Consider the following 14,173-nt stretch of genomic DNA (forward strand, 5'->3'; position numbering starts at 1 on the left):
TCGTGCGGGGCCTGGGTGCCGAGGCGGGGCCGGGCGCAGCATGGACCCATGACCACCACACTCATCACCGGGGCCAACAAGAGCCTCGGACTCGAGACCGCCCGCCGCCTGATCGAGGCGGGCCACACCGTGTACGCCGGCATGCGCGACCTCGACTCGGGCGACGCCGTCCGGGCCCTGGGCGCCCACGCCGTGCAGCTCGACGTCACCGACCAGGCCGGCGTCGACGCGGCGCTCGCCTCCCTGCCCGAGCTCGACGTCCTCGTCAACAACGCGGGCGTCCTCGGGTCGTCGTTCGGCGTCGACGACCTCACCCCCGAGACGATGCAGGAGGTGCTCGACGTCAACGTCGTCGGGCTCGTCCGCGTCACCCAGGCCGCGATGCCCCTGCTGCGCCGCTCCGACCGTCCCGTGATCGTCAACGTCGCGTCGGGCGTCGGCTGGCCGCGCTGGCTGAGCACCGAGGGCCACGACGAGTACCCCGTCGCCGCGGTGCCCTACGCGTCCTCGAAGGCGGCCGTGATCGCCCTGACCGTGCAGTACGCCAAGAACCTGCCGACCTTCCGCGTGAACGTCAGCGACCCCGGCTACACCGCCACCGACTTCAACGGGCACGGCGGCCACCAGACGGTGACCGAGGGCACGGACGCCACCGTCGCCCTCGCCCTGCTCGGGCCCGACGGCCCGACCGGCGAGTTCCACGACCGCCGGGGCCGCATCGACTACTGAGCGGCGACCGCAGGAGGCGCGGTGCGAGTCCTCGGGACCGGCACCGCGCCTCCTGCGCGTCCGGTGGGCCGGCCGTTCAGCAGCAGTCGCAGGCCTCGGCTTCGCGTTCGCCCGTGAGGGCCGAGACGGGTGTCGTGCAGGCCTCGCCGCGCCAGGCCTCGACCCCCTCACGGACGGCGAAGACGACGATGACGAGTCCTGCGACGGGGTCCGCCCAGGTCCATCCGAAGGCGAGGTTGAGCACCAGGCCGAGCAGGACGGCGGCCGAGAGGTAGCTGCAGATGAGGGTCTGCTTGGAGTCGGCGACGGCGGAGGCCGAGCCGAGCTCGGTGCCGGTTCGTCGCTCGACGAGGCTGAGGAACGGCATGACCGCCAGGCTGACGGCGGCCAGCACGATGCCGACCGGGGAGTGGTCGGGTTCGCGGGCGCCGGTCAGGGCGAGGACCGCGTCCACGCCGACGTAGGCGGCGAGACCGAGGAACGAGACGGCGATCACGCGGAGGGCGAGCCGTTCGCGCCTCTCGGGGTCGGGGGCCGCGAACTGCCAGGCGACCGCCGCGGCCGAGAGCACCTCGACGACGGAGTCGAGGCCGAAGCCGATCAACGCGGTCGAGGACGCGATCGTGCCCGCGGCGATCGCGACGATCGCCTCGACCACGTTGTAGCCGATCGTGATCGCCACGACGAGACGGATGCGCCGCTGCAGCAGGAGGCGACGGGCCGGGGCGATCGGCGCGGGCGACAGTGCGGCGGAGGTCATGCACCGCCCCCGCAGCAGAACGGCACGTCGCACGAGTCGTCCGGACACGGCAGACCGTCGTCGACCGCGAGGGCCACCTCGACGAGGGCGGTCAGTGCTCGGGTCAGGTGGACGTCGGCGATCTCGTACCGGGTGGATCGCCCCTCGGGGGCGGCCACGACGAGACCGCACCCGCGGAGGCATGCGAGGTGGTTCGACACGTTCGACCTGGTCAGGCCGAGTTCCGTCGCGAGGACGCCGGGGTAGCCGGGGCCCTCGAGCAGGGTCAGCAGGATGCGTGAGCGGGTCGGGTCGGCCATCGCCCGCCCCAGGCGGTTCATCACGTCGACGCGGGACGAAAGGGTCAGCATGTGCTGACCATACAGCAACCGCTGACCGGTCAGGGCGCCCGGGGCACACGTCCATCCCCCGCGGGTCCGGTCCTCGGGACCGGCACCGCGCCTCCTGCGCACGGAAGGACTAGACACGTCCTCGTGCCCTCACCGCTCCTCCTCGCCTCTCTCGCCGGCCTGCTCTCGGGCCTCTCCCTGGTCGTCGGGGCGGCGGTGTCGTGGTTCGTCACCGTGCCCCGCGAGGTGGTCGCCCTGGTCATGGCGTTCGGTGCCGGCGTCCTGATCTCCGCGCTCTCGTTCGACCTCGTCGACGAGGCCACGAGCAGCGGCGGGCTGCTCCCGACCCTCGGCGGGTTCCTGGCGGGCGCCGTCGTCTACGTCGTCCTGGACCAGCTGCTCGAGCACGGCGGGTTCCGGCGCAAGCACCACCGTCGCGGGTCGGCCGGCTCGGGCACCGGCCTGGGCATCGCCCTCGGCGCCCTGCTCGACGGTGTCCCCGAAACCGCCGTCCAGGGCGTCAGCCTGACGGGCGGCGGGTCCCTCAGCATCGCCGTGCTGGTGGCCGTGGTGATCTCGAACTTCCCCGAGGGCATGTCGAGCACGGCCGACCTCAAGTCGTCGGGCCGGTCGGCCGGGTACGTCTTCGGCCTCTGGTCGGGCATCGCCGTGGTGTGCGCCCTGTCCGCGCTCGGCGGGTACGCCCTGCTCGGCGGGGTGCCCGAGGGCGGACAGTCGTTCGTCATGGCGTTCGCCGCCGGGGCGATCCTCGCGATGATCTGCGACACGATGATCCCCGAGGCCTTCCGCAAGACGCAGACGCTCACGGGACTCGTGACGGTGCTCGGCTTCGTCGCGAGCTACGTCGTGCACCAGGTCGCCTGAGCGGGTGCCTGAGCGGGACGCCTGAGCGGGTCGTCGCGCCCCGAACTGGGTCATCCGTTCTGCGCAACGGTGCCGACACCGGGGGCGATGCTCGGTACCCTGCTGTCGTGAGCCCCGACCTTCCCGCCACTCCGGAGAACCACCCGGAGTCCGTCCGGCGCCTCGCCGCGACGCTGCAGACCCTGGACGAGGCCCACCGCCGCTACCGACTCCACGCCGCGAAGGTCTTCGGGATGGGCCACACCGAGCTGGCCGCCCTGCTCGCCGTCGCCGACGCCCCGGGGCTCACCCCGGGAGCACTCGCCCAACAGCTGCTGCTGAGCACGGGGGCGACGACGGCCGTGGTCGACCGGCTCGAGAAGTCGGGGCAGGTCACGCGCAGCCGTCACCCGGGCGACCGCCGCAGCCTCTTCCTCCACCTGACCACGCAGGGCGAGGACACCACGACCACCCTGCGCGAGGCGTACCAGTACGTCCTCTCGACCACGGGCACGGACGAGACGATCGCCGAGGCCCTCCCCCAGCTCGACAGCATCGCCGCCGCGCTCGACGCCGCCGCCCGCGAATCCGCGTCCTGACCCGGGCCGGCCGGTGCCGGACTCGTGCGCCCGGTCGCACCGCGCCTCCTCGCGCCGCGCCTCCTCGCCCGCCGCGCCGCGCCTCCTCGCCCGCTCTTGCCGCGCCTCCTCGCCCGCTCTTGCCGCGCCTCCTCGCCCGCTCTCGCCGCGCCTCCTCGCCCGTGTCGCACCGCGAACTGAGCGTCGCACCGCCGATTTGCGCGGTGCGACGTCCAGTCGGCGGTGCCGCACCTCCTCGCCCGCTCTCGCCGCACCTCCTCGCCCGCTCTCGCCGCGCCTCCTCGCCCGCTCTCGCCGCACCTCCTCGCCCGCTCTCGCCGCGCCTCCTCGCGCCGCGCCTCCTCGCCCGGGTCGCACCGCGTACTGAGCGTCGCACCGCCCATTTCGGCGGTGCGACGTCCAGTCGGCGGTGCCGCACCGCCCCTGTCGATGCAACGCCCCGCAGTCGAGGTCGAGGTCGAGGTCGAGGTCGCACCACCGTCGCGTCATCGCACCACCGTGTTGCGTGGTGCGACGACACGACGGTGGTGCGACTCCGGCTCCGACTCCGATTCAGACCCCGACCCCGGCCGCGAGCCACGAGCCACAAGCCACGAGCCACGAGCCCCGAGCCACGACTCCTAGGCTGCGGGGCATGACATCCGACGTCGGGGCTCGCTACGCCGCGCGGGCCCGCGAGTACGTCGACCACCTCGGCTCGATGTCGGCGGTGCACCCCGCTGACGAACACCTGGTCACGTCCTGGGCGACGACGGTAGAGGGTCCCGTGCTCGACGCGGGCTGCGGGCCGGGCCACTGGTCGGGGCACCTCGCCGCGCGGGGCGTCCACGTGCGTGGTCTCGACCGGGTCCCGGCCTTCGTCGAGCACGCGCGCCACACCCACCCGGACGTCTCGTTCGACCTCGGCAGCATCGATGCCCTGCCCTCCGACGCCGACGAGTTCGCCGGAGTCCTCGCCTGGTACTCGCTGATCCACCACGACCCGGGCAGCATCCGGCGCCCCCTCCGCGAGTTCGCCCGCGTGCTCCGGCCGGGCGGCGGGCTGCTCGTCGGGTTCTTCACCGGGTCGACCGGGTCGACCGTCGAACCGTTCGACCACGCGATCACGACCGCGTGGCGCTGGGCGCCCGACCTCCTCGCGGACGAGCTGCGCGCCTCCGGGTTCGACGTGCTCGAGACCCACACCCGCACGGGACCACCGTCCGGGCCGAGGCCCCATGGCGCGATCATCGCCCGTGTCGCTCAGGGTGAGACCGTCAGCCCAGCCCCTTGATGTGGGTCTCGATGGCCGTGAGGACGGCGCGATGCGCGTCGAACGAAGTCGCCCAATCGTCGACGAGCAGGCCGTGGTCGGCGCCGTCGACCGTGACGAGGCCCGCATGCGTCTCGAGCCCCCGCGCCGGCTGCCACATCGAGTCGGCCCCTCCGCCCACGGCGAGGTGTGACGAGGAGGCGCGGGTCAACGCATCGAGGACCACGGGCTCGGTGAGGACCGGCGTCAACCACACCCCTGCGACGCCGTGCTCGACGGCCCACGGCAACGCGAGGGTGCCGAACGACTTCGCGAGGACGAGGTCGACGCGACCGTCGACGGCCTCCGCGGCATCCTGCAGCCGGTCCTCGACGACGGGCCGCGAGTCGTCGGCCGTCAGATCTCGGGCATCCCACTCGACGGCCTCGACTCGCCAACCGAGCTGCCGCAGCATCAACGCAGGCCAGTAGAGCAGCGGCGCCTTGACCCCGTACCCGGTACCCGGGAGGAGCACCGCGACGGGACACGACGTTCCTGTCGACGGCCCGGACGAGGTGGGTGAGCTCATGGGCCGAGGCTAAGGCAGACGACCGATCGTGGTGATGCCAGCGTGTCCCCGTGTCGGGGTCGCACCACCGTCGGGTCGTCGAACCACGGGACACGGTGGTTCGACGACGCGTCGGCGGTGCGACTCCCGCGTGACCGGCGCGGGGCACGCCGGGTAGCATCGCGGCATGCCGGAGGGTGACAGCGTCCACCTGCTGGCCGCGCGCCTCCGTCCCTCGCTCGTCGGGCAGGTCGTCGTCGACGGCGAGCTGCGGTCGGGCGGCCGGGCGGGCGAGTCGCTCGCCGGTCGGCGCGTCGTCGAGGTCGACACCCACGGCAAGCACCTGCTGACCCGCTTCGACGACGCCACCACCCTGCACACGCACCTGCGCATGCAGGGGTCGTGGACGCTCACGCGCCCCGGCCGCGTCCTGCCGTCCCGGCTGCAGCGGCAGGTGCGGGTGCGTGCCCGGCTCGACGACGGCCACACCCTCTGGGGCGTCGACCTGCCGGTCGTCGACCTGGTGCCGACCCGGGACGAGCACGCGCTGGTCGGCCACCTGGGCCCCGACCCGCTGCGCCCCGACTGGGACCCCGAGGAGGCGCGACGTCGCCTGGCCGCACTCCCCGACGTCACGGTCCGTGCCGCCCTGCTCGACCAACGTCCGATGGCCGGCCTCGGCAACCTCTGGGTCAACGAGGTGGGCTACCTGCGTGGCGTGCACCCGGCCTCCCCGATCGGCGAGGTCGACCTGGCGAAGCTCGTCGACGTGGCCGCGCGCGCCCTGCGCTTCTCGGTCTCGACGCCCGGCGCCTACCAGGTCACGACCGGCCGGACGCGCCGCGGCGAGACGCACTGGGTCGTCGGCCGGGCCGGACGCCCGTGCCTGCGCTGCGGCACCCGCGTCGAGGCGCGCGACGACCCTCCGACGCCGGACGGGCGCACGCGACGGGCCTGGTGGTGCCCGCGGTGCCAGCCCGCGGCGTGACGCGGGACGGGTCGCGACGACGTTCCCCCAGGAGTGGGCCGCGGCCGGCTCAGCGCACGCTGACGAAGATCGGGTTCGCGTACAGCCAGGTGTCGGCCCACGGGTCGGCCGGGCTCATCGGGAACGGCTGGGGTGCCCGCGGGTCGACGTCGGCTCCGAGCGGGCCGACGCCGTGCACCCGGCCGTCGCTGCCGCGCAGGCGCACGTAGCCGTCCTCGGTGGCGGGCTCGAGCGGCACGACGACGCGGAACGGAGCGGCGGACCGGTCGGCGACGTCGAGCAGCTCGACGACCCGGGTGCCGGGCGCGCGCTGCTCGTCGCGGTCGGCCGCGGGTCCGGTGACGCGGCCGCGGATCACGTCCAGGTGGGCGAGCCGCGGGATCGTGCCCCGTGAGGTGGGCGTCGCCGTGGGCACGACGTCGACCACGAGCTCGAGGGCGGTGCCGCGCGGGACGGTGAGGGTCCCGCCCAGGGTGGCCTGCGCCTCCTGCCCGCCGGTGGCCCGGAGCACGACGGACAGCCCGGCGACCAGGTGCCCGTGGTCGACCCAGAGCCGACCGGCGCGTATCGCGTCGAGCAGCGCGGCGGACGACCGGTCGACGGCGCCGACGTGGTTCCGGCTGAACTCGCCCGGCCAGAAGTCGGCGCCGTTCTGGGGCGTGGCCGTCGCGACCGGGTCGGGGCGGCGGCCGGCACGGTCGAAGTTGCCGAGCGTCGCGCCGGACTCCCAGCCGGGCCCGGTCGGGAAGTCGCCGACGCGCGTGGCGTCGGACTCCTTGAGGTGGAGGTCGCTGTTCGAGGTGATCCACCAGCGCCGGCCCTCGCTGAGCAGCGAGTCCCACACGCCGCCGACGACGGCCGTCGTCCAGTCGAAGCCGCCGTGGGTCAGGTAGGCCTCGGCGGGGTAGCCGGCGAACGAGAACTCGCTGGGGGCGTTCTCGTACTCGCCCCGCCGCGAGCGCGCCGACGCGTTCGCGGCGACGGCACCCGCCTGGGCACCGGGGGCGCCCTCCATGCCGACGAACACCTCGGGGTCGGCGTCCTGCCAGGCCCGCAGCTCGCCGGGCGAGTCGATGCCGAGGCGGCTCGGGTGGTTCGCCAGGACGATCACGTCGTCGACGACGCCCGCGCTCTTCTGGGCGCCGAGCCAGGCGATCGCGTCGGTGGCGTGCACGAGCCACTCGGCGGCGTCGTCGGTGCCGGGGCGCGGCTTCTCCCAGCCGTTCAGCTTGCCGTCGTGGTCGAGCTCGAAGCGGCGCAGCACACGGGTCGTGGCGGGACCGGGTGCGACGAGCACGGTGGCGTGCTCGGCGCCGGGGATGTACCACTCGAGCCCCTGCAGCACGAGCAGGTCGGGCCGGGCAGCCCGCGCGGTCTCGATCTCGCGGGCGGCGTTGAACACCCCGCCGACGTTGGCGTGGCCCTTGTTGCTGTGCTCGGTGAAGGCGATGGCGTCGACCCCGAACCTCTGCGCCTGATCGAGGATCGTCGTCATGGGGTACTTCGCGTCGTGCGAGTAGACCGAGTGCACGTGGTGGTCGAAGACCAGCCACGAGAGGGCGGCCGGATCGACGACGGCGGGCACCGACGGCAGCGGCGCCGCCTGCGCGGGGTCCGCTCCCCGCAGCCCCTGGGCCGTCGTCCCCACGGCGACCGTCGCGGCGACGGAGGCCCCGAGGAAGGTCCGGCGCGAGAGGCCCGATCCGGTCGGCGCGGACTGCTCGGGGCGGGGGTCGAGGGACATGGCTTCACTTTCGTCGGGCGGGCGTCCCGACCGTAGGGAGGGGGCCTGAACCGCAGGCCAACGGTCGGGGACGCGGACGACACCGGGCGTTCACGAACCGTTCCCCCGGGTGCGCGACAGTCCTGGCGTCGCCGCGCGCTCCCCGCCGCGCAGTCCACGCACCCACCGAAGGTCCCGATGCTCCCCTCCGTTCCCGCCGTCCGTCGTCTCCCCTCGCGCGCCTCCGGACGGGGCCTGCTCGTCGCGGCGGCCCTCGCCGCCGGCGCGGTCGCCGGCCTGGCCGGCCCCGGTGCCGCCGTCGCCGCCGCGGCACCCGCACCCGCCGCCCCGGCACCCGCACCCGCCGACCCCGCGCCGCTCGTGCTGCGCGACGCCGCCGGCACCGCGATCGTGTCCGGCGACGCACGCGCCGATCCCTCGTTCGCCTCGGCGCTGCTCGCCGCGGGCTGCCCGGCCGACGCGGACGACGCCGCCCGGCTCTCGGTGACGTCGGGAGGCGCGACCGTCGTCACGTCCCCGAGCGTCGCGGTGACCGCGGGGCAGCCGGTCGAGGTGCCGATGGCCATCTCGTTCGAGGAGGTGGTCGCCGCCGGCGTCGAGGAGGGCGGAGCCACGCTCTCGCTGGAGTGCCTCGTCGTCGAGTCCGGCATCCCGTCGACGGTCGTCGCCGCGGCGACGCTGCCCGTGACCTTCGCCGCGGGGACCTGGTCGGTGCCCGGCGCCGAGGTCGACCCGGCTCCGCCGACGGACGACCCGACCGCGCTGCCGACCGCCCCCGGCACGGCACCCTCCCCCGCACCCACCGACGGGGCCGGGGCCGGGGCCGGGACGGGCTCGACGCCGCGACCCTCGGCCACGGCCCGGCCCTCCGCCGACGGAGCCCTCGCCTTCACGGGCGGTCAGGTCGCCGGGGTCGGCGCGCTCGCCGCGGGGCTGCTCGCGGCGGGCACCGCCCTGGTGCTGCGGCGACGCCGGACCGCGCCCGTCGACGGGCCGCCCGCGGAGTAGGGCTACGACGCGCTCGGCGCCTGCTCGTCCGCGGCGACGTCCTTCTGCACGGCGAACTGCGTGCGGTGCAGTTCTTCGTAGCGGCCGGCCGCGGCCAGCAGTTCCTCGTGGGTGCCGCGCTCCACGATCGAGCCGTCCTCGACCACGAGGATCTGGTCCGCGCTGCGGATGGTGGACAGGCGGTGCGCGATGACGAGGGCGGTCCGCCCCTCGAGCGCCTCGCTGAGGGCCGCCTGCACGGCGGCCTCGGACGTCGAGTCGAGAGCCGCGGTCGCCTCGTCGAGGATGACGACGCGGGGCTGCGCCAGCAGGAGGCGCGCGATGGTCATGCGCTGACGCTCGCCTCCCGAGAGCCGGTAGCCGCGCTCCCCCACCATCGTGTCGAGCTGGTCCGGCAGCGACCGGATGAGGGGCTCGAGCCGCGCGCGGCGGACGGCGTCCCACACCTCGTCGTCGGTCGCGTCCGGCCTCGCGAGACGCAGGTTGCTGAGGATCGTCTCGTGGAACAGGTGGCCGTCCTGGGTCACCATGCCCAGCGTGTGGCGCATCGAGGCGAAGGTCACGTCGCGGACGTCCGTCCCCGCGAGGCGCACGGCGCCGCCGTCGACGTCGTACAGACGCGACATCAGCTGCGCGATCGTGGACTTCCCGGCACCCGACGTGCCCACGAGCGCGACGGTCTGCCCGGGCTCGATCCGGAAGGACACGCCGTGCAGCACCTCCTCGCCACCGCGGGTGTCGAGGGTGGAGACCTCCTCGAGGGAGGCGAGGGACACCTTGTCGGCGGACGGGTACGCGAAGCGGACGTCGTCGAACTCCACGCTCACCGGGCCCTCGGGGACGGAGGCGGCGGTGGGCTTCTCCTGGATCAGCGGTTCGAGGTCCAACACCTCGAAGACGCGCTCGAAGCTCACCACCGCGCTCATGATCTCGACCCGCGCGTTCGCGAGGCCGGTCAGCGGCACGTACAGGCGCGTGAGGAGGAGGGCCAGGGTGACGACCTCCCCGGTGTCGAGCTGGCCGGCGAGCGCGAGAGCGCCGCCCAGTCCGTACACGAGCGCGAGGGCGAGGGCGGAGACGAGCGTCAGCGCGGTGACGAAGACGAACTGCAGCAGCGCGGTGCGGACCCCGATGTCGCGGACCCGGGCGGCACGGACGCGGAACTCCTCCGCCTCCTCGTCGGGACGGCCGAACAGCTTGACGAGGGTGGCCCCGGGCGCGGAGAAGCGCTCGGTCATCTGCGTGCTCATCGCGGAGTTGTGGTCGGCGGCCTCGCGGCGCAGCGCGGCCAGACGGCTGCCCATGCGCCGCGCGGGGACCAGGAAGATCGGAAGCATGACCACGGCGAGGACCGTCACGAGCCAGGACGTGCTGAGCATCACGATCAGCGTGAGGACCAGGGCCACGACGTTCGTGACGACGCCCGACAGGGTGCCGCTGAAGGCCTGTTGGGCGCCGATCACGTCGTTGTTGAGGCGGCTCACGAGGGCGCCCGTGCGGGTGCGGGTGAAGAACGCGATCGGCATCTTCTGCACGTGGTCGAAGACGGCGGTGCGGAGGTCGAGGATCACGCCCTCGCCGATCCGGGCCGAGAACCAGCGCGTCACGAGCGAGACGCCGGCGTCGGCCAGTGCCACGACGGCGATCAGGACGGCGAGCCGCACGATGGTCGCGAGTTCGCCCCGCGCGACGATGACGTCGACCACCCGGCCGGCCAGCACGGGCGTCGCGACCGCGAGGACGGCCCCCACCACGGACAGGGCGATGAAGACGACGAGCTTCGACCGGTAGGGCACCGCGAACGTCATGATCCGCCGGACGGACGCGCGCGAGATGCCGTGCCCGCCGTCCCGTGCGGACGAGATCTTGTAGAGCGAGCTCCAGGCCGCGCCTTCCATGCTCATGGTGGTTCCTTCCGTGGGGGCCTGGCCCAATGTAGACGGCGGATCGCCCCGGGCTCGCAGCAGCCGTGCCCGGGACGGTCCGACGTTGCCCGGGGACGGTCGGCAGGAATCCTCCCCGAGGCCGGGCGATGCACGAGGATCGACGCCATGGACACGGACACCCTGGCGTCGACCCCCCGGCTGACACTCCGCCTGCATCGCGACGACGATCTGGAGCGACTCCTCGCGATCCACTCACGACCGGACGTCTCGCGGTACCTCCTGGAGGAGCCCTGGACGATCGAGTCCGGACGGGCACAGCTAGATCGGCGCCTGGGTCGGACGGACCTCGCCGAGCCCGTCGGAGCACTCGCCCTCGTCGTCCAACGGGAGGGACGGCTCATCGGCACGGTGGCGCTGTGGCGCACCGAGTCCGAACCCCGCACGCTCGAGGTCGGATGGACGCTCGATCCCGACCACGGGGGCCAGGGCTTCGCGGGCGAGGCGGTCGCGGGCGCGCTGCGGCTCGCCTTCGCACGGGACGACGTCCATCGCGTGACCGCGCAGATGGACGGCCGCAACACGGCCTCCGCCCGACTCGCGGCCCGGGTCGGCATGCGGCAGGAGGCGCACCACCGGCAGGACTTCTGGAGCAAGGGCGAATGGACCGACACCCTCGTCTTCGCGATGCTCGCCGACGAGTTCCCCGGGTGACGCGTCGGCCCCGGGGGGACGTCGACGGGCAGACTCGTGCCGAGGAGTCCACCGCGACGGAACGGAGACGGGCGTGTTCATGAGGCGCGGCGGATCGACCGAGGGATGGGCGCTCATCGGGTTCGGAGTCGTCGCCTGCCTGTTCTCGGCGCTCGCCCTGTCCGGCGCGTTCGGCTCGGTGCCGGACGGCGGTCGCGCGGGGACGTTGGCCTACCTGGGCATCCCCGTGGGCATCGCGGCGATCGTCGTCGGCATCGTCGGCCTCCGTCGCGACGACCATCGCGCCGGGGACTGACCCCGCGCCTCCGTCGGCGGGCGTTCCGGGACCGCCCGGGTTGCAGGTGCCGCAGCGTCATGTGGTCTGCTCGAAGCACGTCCCGTGTCGTCCCGCGTCGAAAGGCCCGCCATGCATGCCATCCCGGTTCCGCCCCGTCAGGTCCTGATCGGCGACGCCGCGGCGTTCGTCGGCGTGACTCCCCGGGCGATCCGCCACTACCACCAGATGGGCCTGCTCCCCGAGCGCGAGCGGGGCACCGACGGCCGACGGCGGTACGGCTACGCGGAGATCATCCGGCTGCTGTGGATCCGCCGGATGGCCGACGCCGGGATCGCCCTCGACGACATCCGTGACGCCTTCACCGGGGCCGCGCCGGGCGCGGACACCGGCGTGACCGAGACCACGGACGAGGTCGCCGGCGTCCTCGCCCGACTGGAGGACACCCTCGCCGCGCAGGAGGACGAGCTACGCCGGAAGAGGGAGTCGGTCCGGCGCATGCGGATGCTCGGCAGCCGCCTGGGGCTTCTCGACGAGATCGTCTCCACCCGGCTCGAGGCCGCGCCCGAGGGCTCGCTGCGGCAGGACGACCTCGACTCGCTGCTGGTCACCGAGCGCATCTTCGGCCCGTTGGGTGCCGTCCTCCAGGCGAGCCGATTCCTCGTGCTGGCCCTGCACCCCGAGCTGCGTGCCGAGTCCGACCGCGTCGACGCCGCCGAGGAGGCGCTCGACGACTCGGTCGCCGTCGACGACCCCCGGGTGGCACGGGTGGCGGCCGAACGGCACGCCTTCGACATCAGGCTGCTGGGCCTGATCGAGGAGTCGGGCCAGCGGGACGAGGACGACGCGATCTTCGACGCCTGGGACGATCGACACCCCACCGAGGGTGCCGAGGCGGCCCCGGCGCCCGAGACGGCGGCGAGCTCCCGCGCCAGGAGCGCGGCGGACGTCATCCGGAGCATGCCCTACGACTTCTCCCCCGCCCGCCTGCGCTGCATGGAACTGGCCCTCCACCTGGCGGTGGCCGAGACGCCCACGCCCTGAGCGGTCCCGCGAGCCCTTGACCTGTCTTGCACCGCAAGGTAGCTTGTGACGCATGACAGCGGACGTGGGGGCGCAACTGCGCAAGGGGGTCGTCGAGTACTGCATCCTCGGACTGCTCGACCGTGAGCCCATGTACGGCTGGCAGCTCTCCGAGCAGCTCGTCGAGGCGGGTCTCGTCGCGAGCATCGGGACGCTCTACCCCATCCTCGGTCGCCTCCGGGCCCAAGGCCTGGCCACCGCCTTCGACCAGCCGTCCGCGACGGGGCCCGTCCGCAAGTACTACCGGCTCACACCCCTCGGGCGCGACCAGCTCGGCGCCTTCCGCCTCCAGTGGGCTCCGTTCACCGCCTCGGTACACCGACTCATCGGAGAAGACACCCGTGACTGACACCACACCCGAGATCACCACCGCCTACCTCGCGCAGCTCGACACCGAGCTCGACCAACTCCCGGCAGACCTGCACCGGGACATCGTCACCGGCATCCGGGAGGAGCTCCAGGGTCTCGACGCCGAGGCCGCGGGCGCGCGCATCCGGCAACTCGGCGACCCGGCCTTCATCGCCGCCGGGGCGCGCGCCGAGACCGTCGGCGAGGCTCCTCCCACCAGCCCGGACGCGCCTCCTCCCGGTCGGACGTTCTCGATCGTCGCGGTCGTCGTCCTGATCGTCGGCTCGTTCCTGGTGCCGGTCGTCGGTGCGCTCGCCGGTCTCCTCTTCGTCAGCCAGGCGAGGGCCTGGAGCCGACGGGAGAAGGCGGCCTCGTGGCTCGCCGCCGTGGGTGTCGTCCTCCTCGCCCTCGCGGCCTCGACGGTGATGGCCTCGGCGGGTCTCGGCGGCACCCACCTCGTCGTCCTGGTCGCCTACCTCGTGTTCCCCGTCGTCGGCGTCGTGCTCGCCGTCCGCGCACGGGGACGGGGCTGGCACGCCTGACGCGAGCTCCCGCCCGTCGCGGGACGACCTCCGAGCCGTGCGCCCGTCGGCCGATCCCCTACCGGGCGCGCGGGAGACGCTCGTCGAGCAGCGTCGCCAGCCGGTCGAGGTCACCACGCACGAGGCGGGCATCGGACTCGACGTCCGCTTCCGACATCCCGTCCCGGCGGAAGAGGGTGAAGACGGCTTCGCTCCCCTGGTCGTTGGCCACGACGCGGAAGGGGTTGCTCACGACCGTCCCGTCCGGCAGGGTCACGTCGTGATCGAGGATGCCGAGCTCCACCGGCCCGGTGAACGCGACCTCGACGACCCCCATGGGTGAGTCCGTGAGCCACCGCCCCCCTTCGTGACGGATGTCGGCACTCAGACCGGCCGCCCACGCGGGCAGGTTCTCCGGGTCGCCGGCGACGCTCGAGACGGCGGCGACGTCGTGGTCGAACGCGCGCGAGATGTGGACGGCGGGCCAGGTCATGCCGGGAAGCTAGCAGCGTTCCGCCCGACGAGCGACC

The 14,173-nt window shown here is 73.8% G+C and carries 17 protein-coding genes; 11 read left to right on the forward strand and 6 right to left on the reverse strand.

What is annotated here, in order from left to right; all coding sequences use genetic code 11:
- Positions 1–48 precede the first annotated feature (48 nt).
- On the forward strand, positions 49–729 hold the full coding sequence (locus tag ASL10_RS10715) for an SDR family NAD(P)-dependent oxidoreductase (RefSeq protein ID WP_056046963.1): 681 nt from the start codon (positions 49–51) through the stop codon (positions 727–729).
- 76 nt (positions 730–805) lie between these two features.
- Here ASL10_RS10715 and ASL10_RS10720 read toward each other — a convergent pair whose 3' ends face one another.
- Positions 806–1,489 carry a cation diffusion facilitator family transporter gene (locus ASL10_RS10720; RefSeq protein WP_056046974.1) on the reverse strand — a complete coding sequence of 228 codons (684 nt, stop codon included), beginning with the start codon at positions 1,487–1,489 and terminating at the stop codon, positions 806–808.
- Entirely contained in the window at positions 1,486–1,839 is a 354-nt protein-coding gene (locus ASL10_RS10725; RefSeq protein ID WP_056046978.1) for a helix-turn-helix transcriptional regulator, read from the reverse strand. Before ASL10_RS10725 ends, ASL10_RS10720 begins: the two co-directional genes overlap by 4 nt.
- A 123-nt stretch (positions 1,840–1,962) precedes the next feature.
- Between ASL10_RS10725 and ASL10_RS10730 the strand changes: the two genes are divergently transcribed.
- The 3 genes from ASL10_RS10730 to ASL10_RS10740 all read left to right on the forward strand — a co-directional run bounded on the left by ASL10_RS10730 (position 1,963) and on the right by ASL10_RS10740 (position 4,554).
- Positions 1,963–2,703 carry a ZIP family metal transporter gene (locus ASL10_RS10730; RefSeq protein ID WP_056046981.1) on the forward strand — a complete coding sequence of 247 codons (741 nt, stop codon included), beginning with the start codon at positions 1,963–1,965 and terminating at the stop codon, positions 2,701–2,703.
- Between the two features lie 107 nt (positions 2,704–2,810).
- Positions 2,811–3,281, forward strand: a complete 471-nt coding sequence (locus ASL10_RS10735; RefSeq protein WP_056046983.1) for a MarR family transcriptional regulator — start codon at positions 2,811–2,813, stop codon at positions 3,279–3,281.
- 634 nt (positions 3,282–3,915) lie between these two features.
- Positions 3,916–4,554 carry a class I SAM-dependent methyltransferase gene (locus tag ASL10_RS10740; protein ID WP_056046986.1) on the forward strand — a complete coding sequence of 213 codons (639 nt, stop codon included), beginning with the start codon at positions 3,916–3,918 and terminating at the stop codon, positions 4,552–4,554.
- Here the strand turns inward: ASL10_RS10740 and ASL10_RS10745 are convergent.
- Positions 4,538–5,101, reverse strand: coding sequence for a hypothetical protein (locus tag ASL10_RS10745; protein ID WP_157485391.1), 564 nt, complete (start codon positions 5,099–5,101; stop codon positions 4,538–4,540). The genes ASL10_RS10740 and ASL10_RS10745 overlap by 17 nt on opposite strands.
- Positions 5,102–5,267: 166 nt before the next feature.
- On the opposite strand from ASL10_RS10745, the gene ASL10_RS10750 reads away from it, so the two are divergent.
- A complete protein-coding gene (locus tag ASL10_RS10750) occupies positions 5,268–6,068 on the forward strand; it encodes an Fpg/Nei family DNA glycosylase (RefSeq protein ID WP_056046995.1) in 801 nt (266 codons plus the stop codon).
- Positions 6,069–6,117: 49 nt separating this feature from the next.
- On the opposite strand, the gene ASL10_RS10755 is transcribed toward ASL10_RS10750, so the two are convergent.
- Positions 6,118–7,812, reverse strand: a complete 1,695-nt coding sequence (locus ASL10_RS10755; protein WP_056046997.1) for a PHP domain-containing protein — start codon at positions 7,810–7,812, stop codon at positions 6,118–6,120.
- 177 nt (positions 7,813–7,989) lie between these two features.
- On the opposite strand from ASL10_RS10755, the gene ASL10_RS10760 reads away from it, so the two are divergent.
- Positions 7,990–8,820, forward strand: coding sequence for a hypothetical protein (locus ASL10_RS10760; RefSeq protein ID WP_056046999.1), 831 nt, complete (start codon positions 7,990–7,992; stop codon positions 8,818–8,820).
- Between the two features lie 2 nt (positions 8,821–8,822).
- Here the strand turns inward: ASL10_RS10760 and ASL10_RS10765 are convergent, their stop codons facing one another.
- Entirely contained in the window at positions 8,823–10,724 is a 1,902-nt protein-coding gene (locus ASL10_RS10765) for an ABC transporter ATP-binding protein (RefSeq protein ID WP_056047003.1), read from the reverse strand.
- Between the two features lie 147 nt (positions 10,725–10,871).
- Between ASL10_RS10765 and ASL10_RS10770 the strand changes: the two genes are divergently transcribed.
- The 5 genes from ASL10_RS10770 (at position 10,872) to ASL10_RS10790 (ending at position 13,664) form a co-directional block, all read left to right on the forward strand.
- Complete coding sequence (locus ASL10_RS10770) at positions 10,872–11,417, forward strand: GNAT family N-acetyltransferase (protein ID WP_056047019.1); 546 nt, start codon at positions 10,872–10,874, stop codon at positions 11,415–11,417.
- A gap of 79 nt (positions 11,418–11,496) precedes the next feature.
- On the forward strand, positions 11,497–11,712 hold the full coding sequence (locus ASL10_RS10775) for a hypothetical protein (RefSeq protein WP_157485393.1): 216 nt from the start codon (positions 11,497–11,499) through the stop codon (positions 11,710–11,712).
- A 111-nt stretch (positions 11,713–11,823) separates the two neighbouring features.
- Positions 11,824–12,735, forward strand: a complete 912-nt coding sequence (locus ASL10_RS10780; RefSeq protein WP_056047023.1) for a MerR family transcriptional regulator — start codon at positions 11,824–11,826, stop codon at positions 12,733–12,735.
- A gap of 52 nt (positions 12,736–12,787) precedes the next feature.
- The gene (locus ASL10_RS10785; protein WP_056047026.1) at positions 12,788–13,123 is read left to right on the forward strand and encodes a PadR family transcriptional regulator; all 336 of its coding nucleotides are present in this window, start codon (positions 12,788–12,790) and stop codon (positions 13,121–13,123) included.
- On the forward strand, positions 13,116–13,664 hold the full coding sequence (locus ASL10_RS10790) for a hypothetical protein (protein ID WP_056047029.1): 549 nt from the start codon (positions 13,116–13,118) through the stop codon (positions 13,662–13,664). Before ASL10_RS10785 ends, ASL10_RS10790 begins: the two co-directional genes overlap by 8 nt.
- Before the next feature lie 58 nt (positions 13,665–13,722).
- Here the strand turns inward: ASL10_RS10790 and ASL10_RS10795 are convergent, their stop codons facing one another.
- Complete coding sequence (locus tag ASL10_RS10795) at positions 13,723–14,136, reverse strand: hypothetical protein (RefSeq protein ID WP_056047032.1); 414 nt, start codon at positions 14,134–14,136, stop codon at positions 13,723–13,725.
- Positions 14,137–14,173 lie beyond the last annotated feature (37 nt).

The sequence above is a fragment of the Frigoribacterium sp. Leaf8 genome (genome assembly GCF_001421165.1).
Classification (GTDB): Bacteria; Actinomycetota; Actinomycetes; order Actinomycetales; family Microbacteriaceae; genus Frigoribacterium.

Bases quoted from the DNA above. Each gene is read 5' to 3' on its own strand.
- ASL10_RS10740 (WP_056046986.1), top strand. From the start codon at position 3,916: ATGACATCCGACGTCGGGGCTCGCTACGCCGCGCGGGCCCGCGAGTAC.
- ASL10_RS10760 (WP_056046999.1), top strand. From the start codon at position 7,990: ATGCTCCCCTCCGTTCCCGCCGTCCGTCGTCTCCCCTCGCGCGCCTCC.
- ASL10_RS10745 (WP_157485391.1), bottom strand. From the start codon at position 5,101: ATGAGCTCACCCACCTCGTCCGGGCCGTCGACAGGAACGTCGTGTCCC.
- ASL10_RS10770 (WP_056047019.1), top strand. From the start codon at position 10,872: ATGGACACGGACACCCTGGCGTCGACCCCCCGGCTGACACTCCGCCTG.
- ASL10_RS10785 (WP_056047026.1), top strand. From the start codon at position 12,788: ATGACAGCGGACGTGGGGGCGCAACTGCGCAAGGGGGTCGTCGAGTAC.
- ASL10_RS10775 (WP_157485393.1), top strand. From the start codon at position 11,497: ATGAGGCGCGGCGGATCGACCGAGGGATGGGCGCTCATCGGGTTCGGA.
- ASL10_RS10795 (WP_056047032.1), bottom strand. From the start codon at position 14,136: ATGACCTGGCCCGCCGTCCACATCTCGCGCGCGTTCGACCACGACGTC.
- ASL10_RS10780 (WP_056047023.1), top strand. From the start codon at position 11,824: ATGCATGCCATCCCGGTTCCGCCCCGTCAGGTCCTGATCGGCGACGCC.
- ASL10_RS10715 (WP_056046963.1), top strand. From the start codon at position 49: ATGACCACCACACTCATCACCGGGGCCAACAAGAGCCTCGGACTCGAG.
- ASL10_RS10725 (WP_056046978.1), bottom strand. From the start codon at position 1,839: ATGCTGACCCTTTCGTCCCGCGTCGACGTGATGAACCGCCTGGGGCGG.
- ASL10_RS10720 (WP_056046974.1), bottom strand. From the start codon at position 1,489: ATGACCTCCGCCGCACTGTCGCCCGCGCCGATCGCCCCGGCCCGTCGC.
- ASL10_RS10755 (WP_056046997.1), bottom strand. From the start codon at position 7,812: ATGTCCCTCGACCCCCGCCCCGAGCAGTCCGCGCCGACCGGATCGGGC.
- ASL10_RS10750 (WP_056046995.1), top strand. From the start codon at position 5,268: ATGCCGGAGGGTGACAGCGTCCACCTGCTGGCCGCGCGCCTCCGTCCC.
- ASL10_RS10765 (WP_056047003.1), bottom strand. From the start codon at position 10,724: ATGAGCATGGAAGGCGCGGCCTGGAGCTCGCTCTACAAGATCTCGTCC.